This is a genomic window from Neorhizobium sp. USDA 3394, assembly GCF_056280385.1.
The window spans coordinates 204,797-222,266 of the sequence record NZ_JBWCDU010000002.1 but is presented as its reverse complement, the minus strand read 5'-3'; the positions used below and the strand labels follow the sequence as shown (position 1 = coordinate 222,266).

The window sequence follows — 17,470 nt, the reverse complement described above, 5'->3', positions numbered from 1 at the left end:
ATGACAGGCGTTCCGTTACTGGAGCTTGTCGAGCACCTTGTAATAAAGCCCGACCAGCGGCAGGAACCACGGTTTGCCGAAATGGCCAGGAACTGCCGGCCAGTCGAGCCCCTTCACCGGGTTTCTGTCAGGCCGGCCGAGGATTGCGTCGGCGACAGTCATGCCGAGATGGGTTGCAAGCTGCGCGCCATGGCCGGAATAACCCATCGCGTACCATAACCCGTCATGGAAGCCCGCCCGCGGGTAACGATCCTTGGTGATGTCCACCAGACCGCCCCAGCAGTAGTCGATCTCGACATGGGAGAGCTGCGGAAAGATGCGGGTCAGGCTATCGCGAAGGATTGCGCCGCTCCTGGCATCCGAACGCTGGTCGGACGTCGCCGAAAATCGAGCGCGGCCGCCGAAGATCAGCCGGTTGTCCGGCGACAGGCGCCAGTAGTTGCCGATATTCATGCTGTTGACGCAGGTGCGGTTGCCCGGCATCGTCGAGGCGACTTCCTGCTCCGTCAGCGGCCGCGTGGCGATGATGAAACTGCCGACGGCCATGATCCGACGGCGGAAGTAGCTGAAATTCGGCGTCGTGTAGGCGCCGCTTGCCATCAGGACATTGTCGGCCGTGACCGAGCCTTTGGCGGTCTTCAGCACATGTCGGCCGCCGGATTTCGAAACATCGGTAACCGTCGCCTTCTCGACGATGATTGCACCGCGCCTTTTTGCCGCCTCGGCGAGGCCGACGACATAGCGTCCCATATGCATCATGGCGCTCTTCTTCGACAGCATCGCGCCGTAGAAAGGTGAACCGATTTCCTGGGCGAGGTCTTGGGGCGACAGCAATGCCGTATCCGGATCGACCTCCGCATGAACCGCCTCGAAATTCCTGGCGAGTCCCTCGAAATGCTGGGGCTTGGAGGCGAGTTTCAGCTTGCCGGCGCGGCGAAAATTGCAGTCTATGCCTTCCTCTGCAATGATTGCCTCCAGCGTGTCGATCGAGCTGTCGAGCGCCTTGTAAAGCGCGATCGCCCGCTCCTTGCCGAGCTCCTGCTTGGCCGAAAGATAGCTGTGGGCAAGGCCATTGTTCAGGTGGCCGCCGTTACGGCCGGACGCTCCGAAGCCGACCGTCTCCGCCTCCAGCACGATAACCTTCGCACCGGCCATGGCGAGCTGCCGCGCCGCGCCGAGCCCGGTAAAACCGGCGCCGACCACGGCAACGTCGTAGTGACCTTCGATCGGCCCTTCGACGGCGCCCGAAAAACGGGGCGCCGTATCATGCCAGTAGGAGACATATTTCATCGGCTTCGGCCTTCCTTAGAGACCGACCACGCCCGGCAGGCCGGAAATGTCGGAGATTTCCACATAGCCATAGAAGGGGTTGGCCGGCTCGTGACCACGGTTGACCCAGACCTTGTTCTTGATGCCGAGGTCATGCGCCGACATCAGGTCGTAGCGGAAGGATGACGAGCAATGAAGAATGTCCTGCGGGCCGCAGCCGAGCATATCGAACATGTATTCGAAGGCCTGAAAGCGCGGCTTGTAGGCATTTGCCTGTTCCGCCGTATAGACGGCGTGGAACGGCGCGCCGAGCTTTGCGACGTTTGAGTGGATCTGGTCGTTCATCGCATTCGAGAGGATGACGAGCGGGATTTCTCTGGCGACCTTGGCAAGACCGGCAGGAACATCCGCATGGGGACCCCAGGTCGGCACGCGCTCATAGACCATCCTGGCGTCTTCATCCTTGAAGGCGACGCCATTCGCCTTGCAGCTGCGCTCCAGCGAGTTGTGGACGACGTCGGCATAGGGTTTCCAGTCGCCCATGATCTCGTCCAACCGGTAGGCTGCGAAATTCTTGATGAACTTCACCATGCGCGGCTCGTCGAGACGATCACCATAGAGATCACGCGCAGCTTCGGCCATCTGGAAGTTGGTCAGCGTGCCGTAGCAGTCGAAGGTGATGTATTTCGGGCGGAAGGTAGTCATGCGCTTGGTCCTTGCGTGATGGCCCATCGAGCCTTTCGGTTGACGACATGATCATAAGGCCGCTTCGGGCACCCGAGCCGACTGATTTCCCCCAATCCGAAGCAGAAAGTTTCGTATCGTGGCGCCGGTTTGGCATTTGGTTGCTGATCGGGGCCGATGTGGCGGCCAACGACCGGGCTTTTTTCGACCATGATTATCGGCGCGCGGCATAAGATGCGGTCCCATGCCGCTGGTTTGGCGAAAGATACCGCCGCCGGCCCCGCCTTCGGATATTCGTCCGGCCCCTTCCCCTCGAAACTCGAAGCTCGAAATGGAGAGCATTGTCGATGCAAGTCGGAGACATCGAAACCATATCTTTCGGCATCGAGCACCTGGATCGCGCCACCCACCTTTCGCGCGAAGCCGGCTGGCCGCACCGCCGGCAGGACTGGGAGGTCGCCCTGGATCTGAGCGAGGGCGTGGTCGCGTTGGACGAGACCGGCGAAGTGGTTGGCACGGCATTGATGACCCCCTACGGCGATGACTGCGCCACTATCAACATGGTGATCGTCGGCGCCAACCTGCGCGGCCGTGGTGTCGGACGGCGCCTGATGGACGCGGTCCTCGGACTTGGCGGCGAACGGCCGCTTCGGCTGATCGCCACCTCCGACGGCCTGCCCCTTTATGAGAAGCTGGGTTTCCGGAAGACCGGCGCCGTTTTCCAGCATCAGGGCACCGTCGGCGAGGTGCCGGCACCCACCGAAACCGAGACCGCCACGCCTGCCGATCTGCCCGAGATCACCGCGATTGATCGCGATGCCTTTGGCGCTACCCGTTCGGCGCTGATGGCAAAACTTGCCGAAATCGGCGAGTTCGCCGTGATCCGCCGCAACGGCAAGATCGCTGGATTTGCCTGCATCAGGGCGTTCGGTCGCGGCGAAGTGGTCGGGCCTGTTGTCGCGACGGATCTCGAGGACGCCAAGGCGCTCGTCAGGCATTTCATGAGCCGCCGAACCGGTGCCTTCCTCAGGGTCGACACCGTCGATGCCGGCCTCGCCGCCTGGCTATCTGAGCATTCGCTCGCCCATGCGGGCGGCGGTATCGCAATGGCGCGCCCGGTCGTTGCCCGTCCCGCCCCCTCGACATTCACCACCTTTGCCCTGGCCAACCAAGCCCTCGGCTGATCCGGAGACGACCATGCTCAGCAATTCCCTCATCGAACTCGATCGCGCCCACCTCGTCCATCCCGTCGCGTCCTATCGCAGCCATGAAAAGCAGGGCGTGCGGGTGCTTGCCTCGGGCAAGGGCGCGACGGTCACCGACGCGCAAGGGCACCAGCTGATCGACGGCTTTGCCGGCCTCTGGTGCGTCAATGCCGGTTACGGGCATGAGTCGATCGTCGAGGCTGCGGCCCGTCAGATGCGGGAGCTCCCCTACGCGACCGCCTATTTCGGCCTCGGTTCCGAGCCGGCCATCCGGCTTGCCGCCGAGCTTGCCGAACGGGCGCCGGGCGATCTCGATCATGTCTACTTTACGCTTGGCGGCTCGGACGCCGTCGACAGCACGATCCGCTTCATCCGTTATTACTGGATTGCCAAGGGGCAGCCACAGCGCGATCAGTTCATCTCGATCGAGCAGGGTTATCATGGTTCCTCCACGGTCGGCGCCGGCCTGACGGCACTGCCGAACTTCCATGCGGGCTTCGGCATTCCCTTCGACTGGCAGCACAAGATTCCGTCGCCTTATCCGTATCGCAACCCGGTCGGCGAGGACGCAAAATCGATCATCGAAGCCTCGCTTGCCGCGTTGAAGGCGAAGATCGAGGCGGTCGGCGCCGATCGCGTGGCAGCCTTCTATGCAGAGCCGATCCAGGGTTCCGGCGGCGTCATCGTTCCGCCCAGGGGCTGGATGAAGGCGATCCGCAACCTCTGCAAGGAATACGGCATCCTGTTCGTCGCCGACGAGGTGATTACCGGCTTCGGCCGCACCGGACCGCTGTTTGCCTGCAGCGAGGACGACATCGTCCCCGATTTCATGACGACGGCGAAGGGCCTGACCTCGGGTTATGTTCCGATGGGTGCCGTTCTCATGGCGGATCATGTCTACCAGGTGATCGCCGATGGCGCCGGTGCCTCGGCGGTCGGGCACGGTTACACCTATTCGGCCCACCCGGTCAGCGCGGCCGTGGGTCTGGAAGTGCTGAGGCTCTACGAGGGCGGGCTGCTCGAAAACGGCATCAAGGCCGGCGCGCGGCTTATGGCAGGTCTCGAAAGCCTGAAGTCCCACCCATTGGTCGGCGATGTCCGGGGTCGCGGCATGCTGGCGGCCATCGAGCTGGTGACCGACAAGGCCGCCAAGACGCCGCTTCCGGCCGAGGCCGCGCCGGCCCGCCGGGTATTCGACCGCGCCTGGGACAATGGCCTGGTGATCCGGGCCTTTGCCAACGGCGTCATCGGATATGCCCCGCCGCTCTGCTGCACGGAGGCGGATATCGACGCGATCATCGAACGCACCGCAAAGACACTGGATCAGACCCTGGAAGATCCCGATGTCCGGCGCGCGGTGAAGGGTTGACCCGGCCTTGGGGCTGCCGGCCGAAATATCGTCGGCAGCCCGTTTTCGAAATTTTGTGCCGAGCGGCCCTATCGATTCGGCGAAAACCGTTCCGTCGAACTGTCACTATTGTAGCTAACGAGGGCCTTGAAGCCCCTAAAATCCGGGATTTTTGATAGAAAAAAGTCCAGGTCGGGAACAGCATATTCTTTCGCAGACGGCGTTCTGCCAGCAGCATCAACTGGGGATATGGAATTGACGAAAGCTCTTCCGGAATTCAAGTACATGACCTTCGACGTGGTCGGCACGCTCATCGATTTCGAGAGCGGTCTGACGTCTTGCCTGCAGGGCATCGCCGCCGAAGCCAATGTCGCCATCGACAGCGAAGAGGCGCTTTCCCTGTATCGCGCCGCCCGGTATTTCGGAGATGCAGATCTTTTTCCCGACGACCTGGTGCGCGTCTATCTTGCGATTGCGCCGAAGCTCGGACTGCCGGCCGAGGAGATCTGTGGCATTCGCCTGCGGGATTCCGCCAAGACCTGGAAGGCTTTCCCCGACAGTGCCGCTGCGATGGCGGAGCTTGGCAAGAATTATCGCCTGATCGCCATGACCAATGCGCGCCGCTGGGCTTTTGACTATTTCGCAGCGGCGCTCGGCAATCCGTTTTATGCGGCTTTCACCGCCGACGACACCGGTACGGAAAAGCCCGATCCGGCCTTCTTCCACCAGGTGTTCGACTTCGTTGCCAAGGATGGGGGCGACAAGAGCGACATCCTTCATGTCGCCCAGAGCCAGTATCACGACATCGGCGTTTCCCGCGATCTCGGCATGACGAATTGCTGGATCCAGCGTCGACATGCGCAGCCGGGCTACGGCGGCACGATCGAACCGTCGCAGTTCACCGAACCCGACTATCATTTCACATCCATGGCCGGATTGGCCGAAGCTGCGAGGGCCGCGCACGGCAACTGACGGAATTCACGATTTTCAAGCATCGGGCCAAACCACGGAAGATGGTTGCCCGCCAACCAGCGAAAAGGGGAATGACATGAACGACAAGATCACGAACTGGACGGCGTCGGACGACGCCATGATCGAGAACGCCATCCGCCGGGGCGCAAGCCGCCGCGAACTGCTGACGATGATGTTGGCCGGTGGCGTCGCGCTTTCCGCAGGTGGCCTGATCCTCGGTCGGGCTTCCAGCGCGGCGGCTGCCACCCCGAAGTCGGGCGGGCATTTGAAGGCAGCCGGCTGGTCGTCGTCGACCGCCGATACGCTCGACCCGGCCAAGGCGTCGTTGTCGACCGACTACGTCCGTTGTTGCGCAATCTACAACCGCCTGACCTTCCTCGATAAGGGCGGCACCGTTCAGATGGAACTCGCCGAAAGCATCAAGAGCGGAGACGCCAAGGTCTGGACCGTCAAGCTTCGCTCCGGCGTCACCTTCCACGACGGCAAGTCGCTGTCGTCGAAAGACGTGGTCTTTTCGCTGAAGCGGCATCTCGATCCTGCCGTCGGCTCCAAGGTCAACGCGATCGCCAAGCAGATCACCGACGTCAAGGACATCGATTCGCTGACGGTCGAGATCACCCTGGCCAATCCGAATGCAGACTTGCCGACCATCCTGTCGCAGCACCATTTCATGATCGTGCAGGACGGGACGACCGACTTTTCGAAGGGCATCGGTACCGGCGCGTTCAAGATGGAAACCTTCCAGCCGGGCGTCAAATCGATCTTCACCAAGAACCCCAACTACTTCAAGGCTGGCGGCCCCAATGTGGACTCGTTCGAGTTCTTCGCCATCAGCGACGACAACGCCCGCGTCAACGCCCTTATTTCGGGGGACATCCATCTCGCGGCGTCTATCAAGCCGCGCTCGATGAAGCTGGTGGAAAGCCAGCCCGGTTTCGTGCTGTCGCAGACCACGTCGGGCAACTATACCGACCTCAACATCCGTCTCGATCTCGCTCCCGGCGACAAGGCCGATTTCGCTGCCGGCATGAAATATCTGATCAACCGCCAGCAGATTCAGAAATCCGTCTTGCGCGGTCTCGCCGAAATCGCAAACGACCAGCCGGTCTCTCCGGCCAGCGTCTATCACAATGCGGACCTGAAGCCGAAAGCCTACGATCCGGACAAGGCAAAGTTCCATTTCCAGAAGGCCGGCCTGATCGGCCAGTCCATCCCGATGATCACGTCGGAAGCGGCGACCTCGGCGGTTGAAATGGCGACGATCGTCCAGCAGTCCGGCTCCGAGATCGGCATGAAGTTCGACGTTCAGCGCGTTCCTTCCGACGGCTACTGGTCGAATTACTGGCTGAAGGCGCCGGTTCACTTCGGCAATATCAACCCGCGGCCGACGCCCGACATCCTGTTTTCGCTTCTCTACGCCTCCAACGCACCGTGGAATGAAAGCCAGTACAAGTCGGCGAAATTCGATAGTATGCTCGTCGAGGCGCGTGGTCTTCTCGACGACACCAAGCGCAAGGAAATCTATGGCCAGATGCAGGTGATGATTTCCGAGGAAGCCGGAACGGTCATCCCGGTCTACATTTCGAACGTGGATGCGATCTCGGCGAAATTGAAGGGCCTTGAAGCCAACCCGCTCGGCGGCATGATGGGTTATGCCTTTGCCGAATATGTCTGGCTCGACGCCTGAAGCTGATCCCTGGCGGCAGGGGAGCTTCTCCTGCCGCCGTGGTTGCGCCTGACAGGCCTGTCCCGGCTCGTGCCCGGATGGTGCCGGCTATCTCGAACTTTTCAGGCAAGGAAACCCTTTTGCGCACCTATGTCCTTGGACTTATCGCGAACCGGCTCGGCAGTTCCGCGCTGACGCTGCTGATCGTGTCCTTCGCGGTCTTTTTCGCAACGGCAATGCTGCCCGGCGATACCGCCACGATCCTGCTCGGCCAGGCCGCGACGCCGGAAGCCGTTGCCGGCCTCAGGGCCGCGATGCATCTCGACGAACCCGCCCTCCTCCGTTTCGGGCGATGGCTCTTCGGCCTGCTGCAGGGAGATCTGGGGATATCCTATGTCAACAACGTACCGGTCGCAGATCTGATCGGGGCACGGTTCGTCAACACGATGCGCCTTGCCGGCATCGTCACGCTTTTTGCGGTTCCCCTGTCGCTGACGCTTGGCATCACGGCCGCCATGTTTCGTGGCTCCGTCTACGACCGCGTCGTCACAGTCCTGACGATCGGCATCATCTCGGTGCCTGAGTTCATGATCGCGACCTCGGCCGTGCTGTTGTTTTCCGTCTATCTCAAATGGCTGCCGGCGCTTTCGTTTGCGAACGACGTCACGTCCTTCTGGCAGGTGCTGAGGATCTACGCCATGCCGGTCATCACGCTCACCTTCGTCGTTTCGGCCCAGATGATCCGCATGACCCGCGCCGCCGTCATCGATACGATCAACACGCCCTATGTGGAAGCCGCGATCCTCAAAGGCGCGTCGCGCTGGCGGGCGGTCCTGCTGCATGCATTGCCGAACGCGGTCGGCCCGATCGCCAATGCGATCGCGCTTGCGCTATCCTACCTGGTCGGCGGCGTCATCATCGTCGAGACGATCTTCAACTACCCTGGCGTCGCAAAGCTGATGGTCGATGGCGTTTCCACCCGGGATCTCCCGCTCATTCAATCCTGCGCCATCATCTTCTGTGTCGGCTACCTCACACTCATCACGTTCGCCGACATTGTTGCAATCCTGGCCAATCCGAGGGTGCGCTGACCATGACCACGTCCACGACGCTGCACCGCAGAGTGAGTTATCGTTTCAGCTGGGTTGGAATGATCGGCTTTACGATCATTCTCTTCTGGGCGGTGATCGCCCTTCTCGCGCCGCATATCATCCCCTATCCCGTCGGCGAGATTATCGATGAGGACTATTTCGGCCCGATCAGCAGCAAACTGCTGCTCGGCTCCGACTATCTGGGCCGGGACATGTTCTCGCGCATCATCATGGGCGCCCGCTATACGGTCGGCATCTCGCTTGCCGCTGTCTGCCTCGCGTGTTTCAGCGGTGCGGCGCTCGGCATGGCGGCCGCCGTTATCGGTGGCTGGTTCGACACGCTACTGAGCCGCCTGCTCGATGCCCTCAACTCGATTCCGAGCAAGCTTTCGGGTCTGGTCGTTGCTGCCGCAGTCGGGTCATCGCTCCCCGTTCTGATCCTCATGCTCGCCGTGATCTACACGCCCGGCGCCTATCGGTTCGCCCGGTCGCTTGCCGTCAACATCAATACGATGGATTACATCACGGTTGCCCGGACCCGTGGCGAGGGCATTCCTTATGTCGTCTTTTCGGAAATTCTGCCAAATATCACCGGGCCGCTGCTTGCCGATTTCGGCATCCGCTTCGTGTTTGTCGTCCTCCTTCTCTCCGGGCTTTCCTTCCTCGGTCTCGGCGTCCAGCCGCCCTATGCGGATTGGGGAGCGCTGGTTCACGAAAATATCGGCGGGCTGCCATTCGGGGCGCCTGCCGTCATCGTTCCTTCGCTGGCAATTGCGAGCCTCACCATCAGCGTCAATCTGCTGATCGACAATTTGCCCAAGAAGATACGCGATCGGAGCAGGTGAATGGAAAATCTCGTTGAAATTCGCGATCTGAGGGTAGAGGCAACGACCGATGCGGGTCGCCGCATCGAGATCATCAAGGGCGTCGACCTTGACGTCGCGCCGGGCGAAATCGTCGCCCTGATCGGCGAAAGCGGATCGGGAAAGACGACGATCGCACTGACGATCATGGGTTATGCCCGCCCCGGATGCAGGATCACGAGCGGCAGCGTCACAGTGGCCGGCAAGGACATGGTGACGCTCAGCGAGCGTCAGCGCGCACATGTGCGCGGCCTCGAGGTCTCCTATGTGCCGCAGTCCGCCGCGGCCGCCTTCAACCCGTCGAAGCGCATCATCGACCAGGTCGTCGAAGTGACGCGCATCCATCGGCTGATGCCGATAGCGCAGGCCAGGGAGAAGGCGATTTCCCTGTTCAGGTCGCTTTCGCTGCCCGATCCCGAGGAGATCGGCAACCGTTACCCGCACCAGGTTTCCGGCGGACAGTTGCAGCGTCTTGCCGCCGCGATGGCCCTTATCTCCGATCCGAAGCTCGTCATTTTCGACGAACCGACCACCGCGCTCGACGTCACCACCCAGATCGAGGTGTTGCGTGCCTTCAAGGCGGTGATGAAGAAAAGCGGCATTGCCGGCGTCTATGTATCCCACGATCTCGCGGTCGTCGCACAGATTGCCGATCGCATCGTCGTGCTGCGTGGCGGCGATGTGCAGGAAGTCGGCAACACCGCCGACATCCTCTCCGATGCCAAGCATCCTTATACGCGCGAGCTGCTTTCGGCCTTTGAACCGAAGTCTCGCGGCGAAAGCGTCGTTGTTGCAGCGCCGGGACACACGCCGCTCCTGAAGGTCAACGGCCTGATCGCCGGGTACGGTCCGGTCCAGGCCGACGGCCTGCCGCTCGTCAAGGCCGTGCAGGAGGCAAGCCTTTCCCTGGAACGAGGCCGCAATCTCGGCATCATCGGGGAATCCGGCTGCGGCAAGTCCACGCTTGCGCGCTCGATTGCCGGCATCCTCCCGGCATCGGCCGGACAACTGACCCTTGATGGGCGCGAACTTGCCCGCTCCGCCCGGCAGAGAAGCCGGGAGCAGTTGCGTGAATTACAGATCGTCTTCCAGCATGCGGACACCTCGCTCAATCCGGCGAAAACGATCGAGGAAATTCTTGGACGGCCGTTGAAATTCTACCACGGCAATGAAAGGCAAGGTCCGGGATGCCCGGATCGACGCGCTTCTCGACATGGTCCGACTGCCGAAGACGCTTCGCAGCCGGACCCCCGCCGAGCTTTCCGGCGGTCAGAAACAGCGCGTCAATTTTGCCCGGGCGCTCGCCGCCGAGCCGAAACTGATCGTCTGCGACGAGATCACCTCTGCCCTCGACACCGTCGTCGCGGCGGCGGTCATCGATCTCCTCAAAGAAATGCAGCGAGAACTTTCCCTCTCCTACATCTTCATCAGCCACGATCTCTCGGTCGTCGAAGCGATCTGCGACGAGATCGTCGTGATGTATAACGGCCGCAAGGTCGAGGAAATCACGCCTGCGATCTCGAAGGTCCCGCAGCACCCCTATTCGAAGCTGCTGTTCTCGTCCGTGCCGAAGCTCGATCCGGGCTGGCTCGATCGTCTGGAGCGTGATCCGGAGCTCGTCAAAACCTATGTGCACGGCTGAGGCGGCAATCGCCGTCTCATTTCCATGGGCAATGCGCTGCTATACCTTGAACAGGCTGATCAGCGGCATATGCGCTTTGACGATCGGCGACTTCAGGACAACGAAGCTGAAATATTTGTCGATGCCGATATCCATGTCGGTCAGCCGTTCCATGATCGTCTGATATTCGCCGATACCGGCGGTGACGAATTTGAGCATATAGTCGTACCCGCCCGACACCAGGTGGCATTCGATCACCTGGTCGACTTTTTCCACGGCTGCCAGAAAACGCGCGAAGTCGATCTGCCGATGGTTTTTGAGCGTGACCTCGGTGAAGACCGTCAATGTCTGGCCGAGTTTGCCGATGTTGATCTGGGCCGAGTAACCCTCGATATAACCTTCCTGCTGAAGCTTCTTGACGCGCATCAGGCAGGGGCTGGGTGAAAGATTGACCAGTTCGGCTAGCTCGACATTGGTGATGCGGCCGTTCTTCTGCAACTCGTAGAGGATCTTGATATCGATACGATCGAGCTTCACGAGGGCACCTCCCAAGGGAAGCGGCATTTTATGCCGCAGATTTTTCGAGATCGACTTTAACGCATTGGCTTGTCTTGTCTATTCCATTCTGCGCACGAACAGCCAGCACAATAAGTTGCATCATCGGCGATCAGCGGAATCTTGTGCGGTTCAAGGGGCGTGTGCAGTAACCTCGACGCGGGCTGCACCCTTATGCTGGCGCACCGACCCGTTGTGCCAGGAGAATGATCATCATGCCAGCACCGCTCACGCTCGTCGAAACCGACGACCGACTGCCGCCTTCCGCCGACGCGGTGGTCATCGGTGCCGGCATCGTCGGCGTCTTCACGGCTTATTATCTCGCCGGACGCGGCCTGAAGGTCGCCCTCATCGAGAAGGGGCGCGTCGGCGCCGAACAATCGAGCCGCAACTGGGGCTGGTGCCGGCAACAGAACCGCGACGCGCGCGAACTTCCGATGGCGACCAAAAGCCTCGGCCTGTGGGAACGTTTTGCCGCCGAGACCGGCGAGGATACCGGCTTCCGGCGCTGCGGCCTCCTCTATCTCAGTGACGACGAGGAAGAACTGGCGGGCTGGGCCCGATGGCGGGATTTCGCCCGTACGGTGGGTGTCACCACCCACATGCTTGACAGTGCCGAGGCAACCGAACGGGGCAAGGCGACGCGCCGCACCTGGAAAGGCGGGGTGTACTCGCCGACGGACGGGACGGCCGACCCCGCCAATGCAGCCCCGGCGGTCGCCCGCGCAATCGTGAAACTGGGTGGGGCGGTGCTCCAGAACTGCGCAGCGCGCGGCATCGAGATGGAAGGCGGTCGGCTCTCGGGCGTCGTAACCGAACGCGGCACGATCCGAACCAAGGTGGCAATCCTGGCCGGCGGTGCCTGGGCGTCGTCCTTCTGCCGCCAGCTCGGTATTCGCTTCCCGCAGGCCTCGACCCGCTCCTCCATTCTCTCCGTCGGTCCCGGTGACGGGACCCTGCCGGACGCGCTCCACACAGCCCGCGTCTCGGCAACCCGGCGGGGTGACGGTGGCCACACGCTCGCCATCAGCGGGCGCGGACGCATCGACCTGACGGCCCAGAACATGCGTTTCGCGGCGCAGTTCCTGCCGATGTTCATGCGCCGCTGGCGCAGCCTGTCGCCCGGCGGCCTCGAAGGTCTGCGCAGCGGCCATGAAAGCCTGGCCCGCTGGCGGCTGGACCGGCCGACACCAATGGAGCATATGCGCATCCTCGATCCGGCCGTCGATGCGAGCACGATCAAGCTGACCTATGAGCGCGCCGTCGAATTGCTGCCGGCGATCGGCGGGCGCCGCATCACCGCGAGCTGGGCCGGCTATATCGATTCGACCCCGGACGGGGTTCCGGCGATCGGCGAAGTCGCGAATGTTCCGGGCTTCATTCTGGCCGCGGGGTTCAGCGGTCACGGTTTTGGTATCGGACCCGGCGCCGGCCACCTGATCGCCGACATCGTCACCGGCGCCACGCCGATCGTCGACCCGCTACCCTATCATCCCAAACGTTTTCAAACCTCCGCCTGGGGCAAGGTGGCGGATTTCTGATCCCGGGACCTATACACTAGAGTGAAACCCGCGAACCAAAGGACAGGGTGAACCGGATGCAGGCACGCCAGCTCGAGGTCTTTTGCATGCTCATGCGGACCGGGACGGTGACCGGCGCCGCGGCGATGCTCAACATATCGCAGCCGGCGCTCAGCCAGATCCTGCTGCACGCCGAGGACCAGCTGGGTTTCAAGCTGTTCAACCGGGTCCGCGGGAAGCTGGTTCCGACCCGGGAGGCCGAAGAGCTCTATCCGGAGTGCGAACGGATTTTTTCCGAGCTCGGCGCCCTTCGCCGCCGCACCACGGACATGCGTTTCGGCCGCACCGGGCTGATCCGGGTCGCCGCGTCGGCACCACCGGCGATGTCGATCGTACCCAAAGCGCTTCTGTCGTTCCGTGCGGCCCATCCCGATATCGTCGTGCGCTCGCTGATCGCCCCGCTGGTTAACGTCGTCGACATGATCCGCGACGGCGACGCGCCGCTCGGAATCGTGATGAACAACACGGCCCGTCCGGGTATCGAAGTCGAGACACTCGGGCACACGCAACTTGTCTGTATCGTCCCCGAGCGCCACCGGCTGGCCGAACTGGATCGGATCGGCTTTGCCGATTTGCAGGACGAGACCTTGATCTCCTACCGGGCCGGCACACTGCCGGGCCGCCTTCTGGTGAGCGCCGCGGCCGCGGAAATGCAGATATTCAACCCGGCGATCGAGATCGATATCTCGATTACCGCTCTGCCCTTCGTCCGCGACGGCTTTGGTGTCGCAATCGTTGATGGGCTCCTGCCATGGCAGCAGTTCCCGGGTCTTGTCCTCAGGCCGCTGCGACAGAAGATTTCGGTGCCTATTGCCCTGCTCACCAGCCGGGACCGGCCTTTGACGGGAAGTCATCTCGCCATGCGCGACGATCTGCGCGAAGCCTGCGTCAGCGTCCTGAAGGCAAGCGGTCTGGAATCGTAAAACCTTTTGGCCCGACCGGTCAGGTGTCGCGAACCCAGAGGCCGATCGGCAGGGGCCTGACTGGCGCCTGTTCGCGGAGCCGTCCCGTATCGCAAACCTTGATGCAGGCCGTTCCGGCGATCAGCTCGGCCGCGGCGAGCTGACAGTAACGCCCCTGGCAGCGGCCCATTCCGACACGTGCCAGCGACTTGACCCGGTTGGCTTCGCCCCCGCCGTAAACGACGCTCTCGCGCAACTGGCCTGCCGTCACCCCTTCGCAGCGGCAGACGATCGTATCGTCCGGAACGGCGCGGACGATGTCGCCCGGCCAGGGAAAGGCGCGCGCCATGGCGCGGGCAAAACGTTCGTAGCGGCACAACCGGCGCAGATCCAATCTCGCGTGCGGCGAAGGAAGGCCCATGTCGGCAAGGCACGCGGTTGCGGCAAGCCGACCGGCGACCTCCGCCCCGTCCGCGCCGAGAATTCTCAGGCCATCACCGGCCAGATAAAGTCCCGCGGCCGCCCTGCCCATCCGGTCGGTCCGGGGCAGCCATTGCGACCAGCTTTCGTCGTAGTCGAACGTGCAGCCCGCCAGACCCGCGAGCTGCGTTTCGGCGCGCAGGTGCCAGCCAAGGCCGACCATGTCGCATTCCGTCACATGCGCCCGGCCACGAGCATCGCGCCAGCACAGGCCGACGGGGCCGCGTTCGTCGGTCTCGATCCGGTCCAAGGTCACGCCGGCATGATAAAGCCGGCCGAGCCTTGCCCGCATCAGCAGACCGCGCAGGACCAGGCTCGGCCTTGCCAGCATGCCCGGAAGACCTGCCGCCTGGTCGCGGATCGAGGACGTGTCGAGGACCGCTGCAATTTGGGCGCCGGCTTTCAGCAACTGGATCGCGACGAGTGTCAGCAGGGGGCCCGAACCGGCAAGAACGATCCGGCTGCCGAGGGCGACGCCCTGCGCCTTCAGGGCGATCTGTGCCGCCCCGAGGCTGTAGACACCCGGCGCCTGCCAGCCGGGGACCGGCGCCAGGCGATCCATGGCGCCGGTGGCAAGGATCAGGCGGTCGTAAGTGAAATCCTTGCGACCGGCGGGCGTCAGCGCCTGCAGAAATTTGCCGGCGATCGTCAGGACCGAGCTTTGCGGATGATAGTCGATCTGTCCGGCGGCAAGCATGCGGTCGAACACCGTATGAAGTGCCACGGCCTTGCGGGCTTCCGATCCGTAGAGTTGTTCCGGCGATCGCACGAAGCCTGGCGGCGGGCGTCGATAGATCTGGCCACCGGCCTTGATGCCCTCGTCGATGACGATGGGCCTGACCCCGGCCTGGACCAGACGCTCGGCGGCGCGGATACCGGCCGGGCCGGCCCCGACGATCACCACCTTTTCAACGCCCGGTGCCGTCATGGCCAGATCTCCGGCGGCACGGTCCGCAACTGCATGCCCGCGGCGACCAATGTCGAACAGGCACGCAGCCGACTGCCGTCTTCCTGCCATATCCAGCAGTCCTGGCAGGCTCCCATCAGACAGAAACCTGATCGTTTCTCCCGGCCGAATTCCGACTGCCGCACGGCAGATGCGCAGACCAGGACGGCGGTGAGCACGGTGTCGCCGGCCAGTGCTTGGCAATCGAGGCCATCGAGCCGGAACCGGACCTGCGGCCTGCCCTTTTCGGCAAGGCGCACAATCCGTCCCCCGAGAGCGGCAGGCTGCAATTCCGATGTCATTCGGCAGCCTCTTTTCGTGCCTCGACGGGGTTTGGCATGTTCGTGAAACGCGCGCGCACATCTGCGAACGCGGCGGCCACGCCTTCAGCCCCGACCCGACCCTTCATCCGGCGGAAGATCTCCGTCTTGGTGAAGAAGCGCCAATGGATGGGAAGGCCCTGCAGCAGGTCGGTCAGCAGGTCGTAAGCCTCCGGCGTCCATTGCGCCTCGTAACCGTCGCGCTCGGGACCATAGTGGAAGTGCCCGGTTGGCACGGTTCGAGCGCACCTCACCTTTTCGGTTTCAGCCTCGTCCACCATGCCGTTGCGGATAACGACGCCGTAATCACGCTCGGCAGCCTTGGAAGAGACATAACCGCGTGCGACGTCCTGCGCCACGCGCCAGGTCTCGCGCTCGAAGGGGTTGCCGCGCCCGCCGCCGCCGGCGGAGCGGATCTCCAGAACATCGCCGGGCTGCAGAACCGCGGTATCGATATTGCCGAGCCGCTGGAAGTCGTCGCGGCCGGGGTTCAGCACCATGTCGGAGAGGCCGGCGGCCCTTCCGCCCAGCGTGCCCCAGGGGCGGAAGAAGCTGCGATCGCGGTTGCGGGCGGTGATACGGCTGCCGGGCGAGAAGACCCGGAAGGCCATTTCGGTCGCCAGCCCACCGCGCCAGCGTCCGGCGCCGCCGCTGTCCCTTGCCAGGCCGTATTTGACGAACTCGATCGGCACTTCCGTCTCGGTGATCTCGATCGGGGTATTCTTGAGATAGGCGGCATCGGCGCCGGAGCCGTTGGTACCATCGCGGTGGGGCATGCCGCCGCCGCCGCCGACAACCGGATTGACGGCGGCGATTACCGTGCGGCCGTTCCGTTCGTCCGTCGTCATGACGTTGACGATGCAATTGTTGCCTGCCGGTGCTGCCGGCAGCTTTTCAGGCACGGCCTGGCAGAAGGCGCCGAAAATGACGGAACGCAGGCGCGCGCAGGTCAGCGAGCGCATGCCGACGGCAGCCGGCGCAATCGGATTGAGGACACTGCCCTTCGGGGTGATGCAGGTAAACGGTCGGGTCAGGCCGGTATTGAGGAGGATCTTCGGGTTCAACGTGTAAAGTACGTAATACACACCGACCAGAAGCATCGTATGGCGCGGATCACCGCCCGAGGGTACATTGAGCGAGGAGCCGAGCTGCGGGTCGGAACCGGTGAAATCGAGGGTCGCCTCGTCGCCCCGGATCGTCAGCGTCAGCTTCAGGCGGCACGGGTTGGCTTCGACCGAATCCTCGTCAGCATAATCGACGAATTCCCAGGTCCCGTCCGGCATCGAGCGCAGAAGATCGCGCGCCTGCGCTTCGGCGTGGTCGAGCAGGACCTCGGTGCCTTCGAGAAAGGCCTGCTTGCCGAATTTCTCGACCATGGCAAGGATCTTGCGTTCACCCGTGTTGAGCGCCCCCACCAGCGCTTTCATGTCGCCGATATTGAGATCGGGCTTGCGGACATTGGTGGTCATGATCTTAAGAATGTCTTCGTCGAAAACTCCCTCGTTGACCAGTTTCATCGGCGGGAAGCGGATGCCCTCCTGATGGATCTCCGTCAGCGCTCGCGACAGGGAGGCCGGCACCGCGCCACCCATGTCGGTGTTGTGGATATGACCGCCGGTCCAGGCGATGATCTCGCCATCGTAGAAGACCGGTTTCCAAAGATGGGTGTCCGGCGCGTGCGTCGCCACGAAGCAGGAATAGGGATCGTTGGTGAAGGCCACGTCGCCGGGCTTGTAGTCGTCGATCATCGCGATCGCGCGGGTATAGGTAAGACCCGGATACCAGGTCGCGCCCAGTCCCATCGGCACGCCGAACGTCTCGCCTTTGCGGTTGATCAGCATGACCGTGAAGTCTTCCGTCTCCTTGACGAAAGCGGAATGGGCGGTCCGCTGCAGCGTATAGGCCATGTTTTCGGCAGCAGCGCGGGTGTGATTGGCAAACACCTGAAGGTTCAAGGGATCGAACATG

The 17,470-nt window shown here is 62.7% G+C and carries 15 protein-coding genes and 1 pseudogene; 10 read left to right on the top strand and 6 right to left on the bottom strand.

The annotated features are described in order from the left end of the window. Window positions 1–15: 15 nt before the first annotated feature. On the bottom strand, window positions 16–1,290 hold the full coding sequence (locus ACZ9EJ_RS22565; protein ID WP_046640571.1) for an NAD(P)/FAD-dependent oxidoreductase: 1,275 nt from the start codon (window positions 1,288–1,290) through the stop codon (window positions 16–18). Between the two features lie 15 nt (window positions 1,291–1,305). Then, window positions 1,306–1,974, bottom strand: a complete 669-nt coding sequence (locus tag ACZ9EJ_RS22560; protein ID WP_046640633.1) for a haloacid dehalogenase type II — start codon at window positions 1,972–1,974, stop codon at window positions 1,306–1,308. Between the two features lie 326 nt (window positions 1,975–2,300). Here ACZ9EJ_RS22560 and ACZ9EJ_RS22555 point away from each other — a divergent pair, with 326 nt between their 5' ends. The 8 genes and pseudogenes from ACZ9EJ_RS22555 (at window position 2,301) to ACZ9EJ_RS22520 (ending at window position 10,740) form a co-directional block, all read left to right on the top strand. After that, window positions 2,301–3,137: a GNAT family N-acetyltransferase gene (locus ACZ9EJ_RS22555; RefSeq protein ID WP_046633127.1), complete on the top strand. Its 837-nt coding sequence runs from the start codon at window positions 2,301–2,303 to the stop codon at window positions 3,135–3,137. A gap of 13 nt (window positions 3,138–3,150) precedes the next feature. After that, complete coding sequence (locus ACZ9EJ_RS22550) at window positions 3,151–4,527, top strand: aspartate aminotransferase family protein (RefSeq protein WP_046633126.1); 1,377 nt, start codon at window positions 3,151–3,153, stop codon at window positions 4,525–4,527. Window positions 4,528–4,761: 234 nt separating this feature from the next. After that, window positions 4,762–5,478, top strand: a complete 717-nt coding sequence (locus ACZ9EJ_RS22545) for an HAD-IA family hydrolase (protein WP_046633337.1) — start codon at window positions 4,762–4,764, stop codon at window positions 5,476–5,478. Between the two features lie 76 nt (window positions 5,479–5,554). Continuing rightward, window positions 5,555–7,165, top strand: a complete 1,611-nt coding sequence (locus tag ACZ9EJ_RS22540) for an ABC transporter substrate-binding protein (RefSeq protein WP_046633124.1) — start codon at window positions 5,555–5,557, stop codon at window positions 7,163–7,165. Window positions 7,166–7,284: 119 nt separating this feature from the next. Continuing rightward, window positions 7,285–8,235 carry an ABC transporter permease gene (locus tag ACZ9EJ_RS22535; RefSeq protein WP_476099874.1) on the top strand — a complete coding sequence of 317 codons (951 nt, stop codon included), beginning with the start codon at window positions 7,285–7,287 and terminating at the stop codon, window positions 8,233–8,235. Continuing rightward, on the top strand, window positions 8,232–9,080 hold the full coding sequence (locus ACZ9EJ_RS22530) for an ABC transporter permease (protein ID WP_046633335.1): 849 nt from the start codon (window positions 8,232–8,234) through the stop codon (window positions 9,078–9,080). Before ACZ9EJ_RS22535 ends, ACZ9EJ_RS22530 begins: the two co-directional genes overlap by 4 nt. Continuing rightward, window positions 9,081–10,383, top strand: a pseudogene (locus tag ACZ9EJ_RS22525) (ABC transporter ATP-binding protein); the annotation flags it as partial. 189 nt (window positions 10,384–10,572) lie between these two features. Then, window positions 10,573–10,740: an ABC transporter ATP-binding protein gene (locus tag ACZ9EJ_RS22520; protein ID WP_476100546.1), complete on the top strand. Its 168-nt coding sequence runs from the start codon at window positions 10,573–10,575 to the stop codon at window positions 10,738–10,740. Window positions 10,741–10,779: 39 nt separating this feature from the next. Here the strand turns inward: ACZ9EJ_RS22520 and ACZ9EJ_RS22515 are convergent, their stop codons facing one another. Next, on the bottom strand, window positions 10,780–11,256 hold the full coding sequence (locus tag ACZ9EJ_RS22515; RefSeq protein WP_046633118.1) for an Lrp/AsnC family transcriptional regulator: 477 nt from the start codon (window positions 11,254–11,256) through the stop codon (window positions 10,780–10,782). 233 nt (window positions 11,257–11,489) lie between these two features. Here ACZ9EJ_RS22515 and ACZ9EJ_RS22510 point away from each other — a divergent pair, with 233 nt between their 5' ends. Beyond that, complete coding sequence (locus tag ACZ9EJ_RS22510) at window positions 11,490–12,815, top strand: NAD(P)/FAD-dependent oxidoreductase (RefSeq protein WP_046640632.1); 1,326 nt, start codon at window positions 11,490–11,492, stop codon at window positions 12,813–12,815. A gap of 56 nt (window positions 12,816–12,871) precedes the next feature. Next, the gene (locus ACZ9EJ_RS22505; protein ID WP_046633115.1) at window positions 12,872–13,777 is read left to right on the top strand and encodes a LysR family transcriptional regulator; all 906 of its coding nucleotides are present in this window, start codon (window positions 12,872–12,874) and stop codon (window positions 13,775–13,777) included. Between the two features lie 19 nt (window positions 13,778–13,796). On the opposite strand, the gene ACZ9EJ_RS22500 is transcribed toward ACZ9EJ_RS22505, so the two are convergent. Genes ACZ9EJ_RS22500 through ACZ9EJ_RS22490 form a run of 3 tightly spaced genes read right to left on the bottom strand, consistent with a single transcriptional unit; the run spans window position 13,797 to window position 17,469 of the window. Next, window positions 13,797–15,164: an FAD/NAD(P)-dependent oxidoreductase gene (locus ACZ9EJ_RS22500; protein ID WP_046640569.1), complete on the bottom strand. Its 1,368-nt coding sequence runs from the start codon at window positions 15,162–15,164 to the stop codon at window positions 13,797–13,799. After that, window positions 15,161–15,484 (bottom strand): (2Fe-2S)-binding protein, encoded by a 324-nt coding sequence (locus tag ACZ9EJ_RS22495; RefSeq protein ID WP_046633110.1) that lies wholly within the window; start codon window positions 15,482–15,484, stop codon window positions 15,161–15,163. Before ACZ9EJ_RS22495 ends, ACZ9EJ_RS22500 begins: the two co-directional genes overlap by 4 nt. Next, entirely contained in the window at window positions 15,481–17,469 is a 1,989-nt protein-coding gene (locus ACZ9EJ_RS22490; protein ID WP_046633108.1) for a hydantoinase B/oxoprolinase family protein, read from the bottom strand. Before ACZ9EJ_RS22490 ends, ACZ9EJ_RS22495 begins: the two co-directional genes overlap by 4 nt. Window position 17,470: the final 1 nt, after the last annotated feature.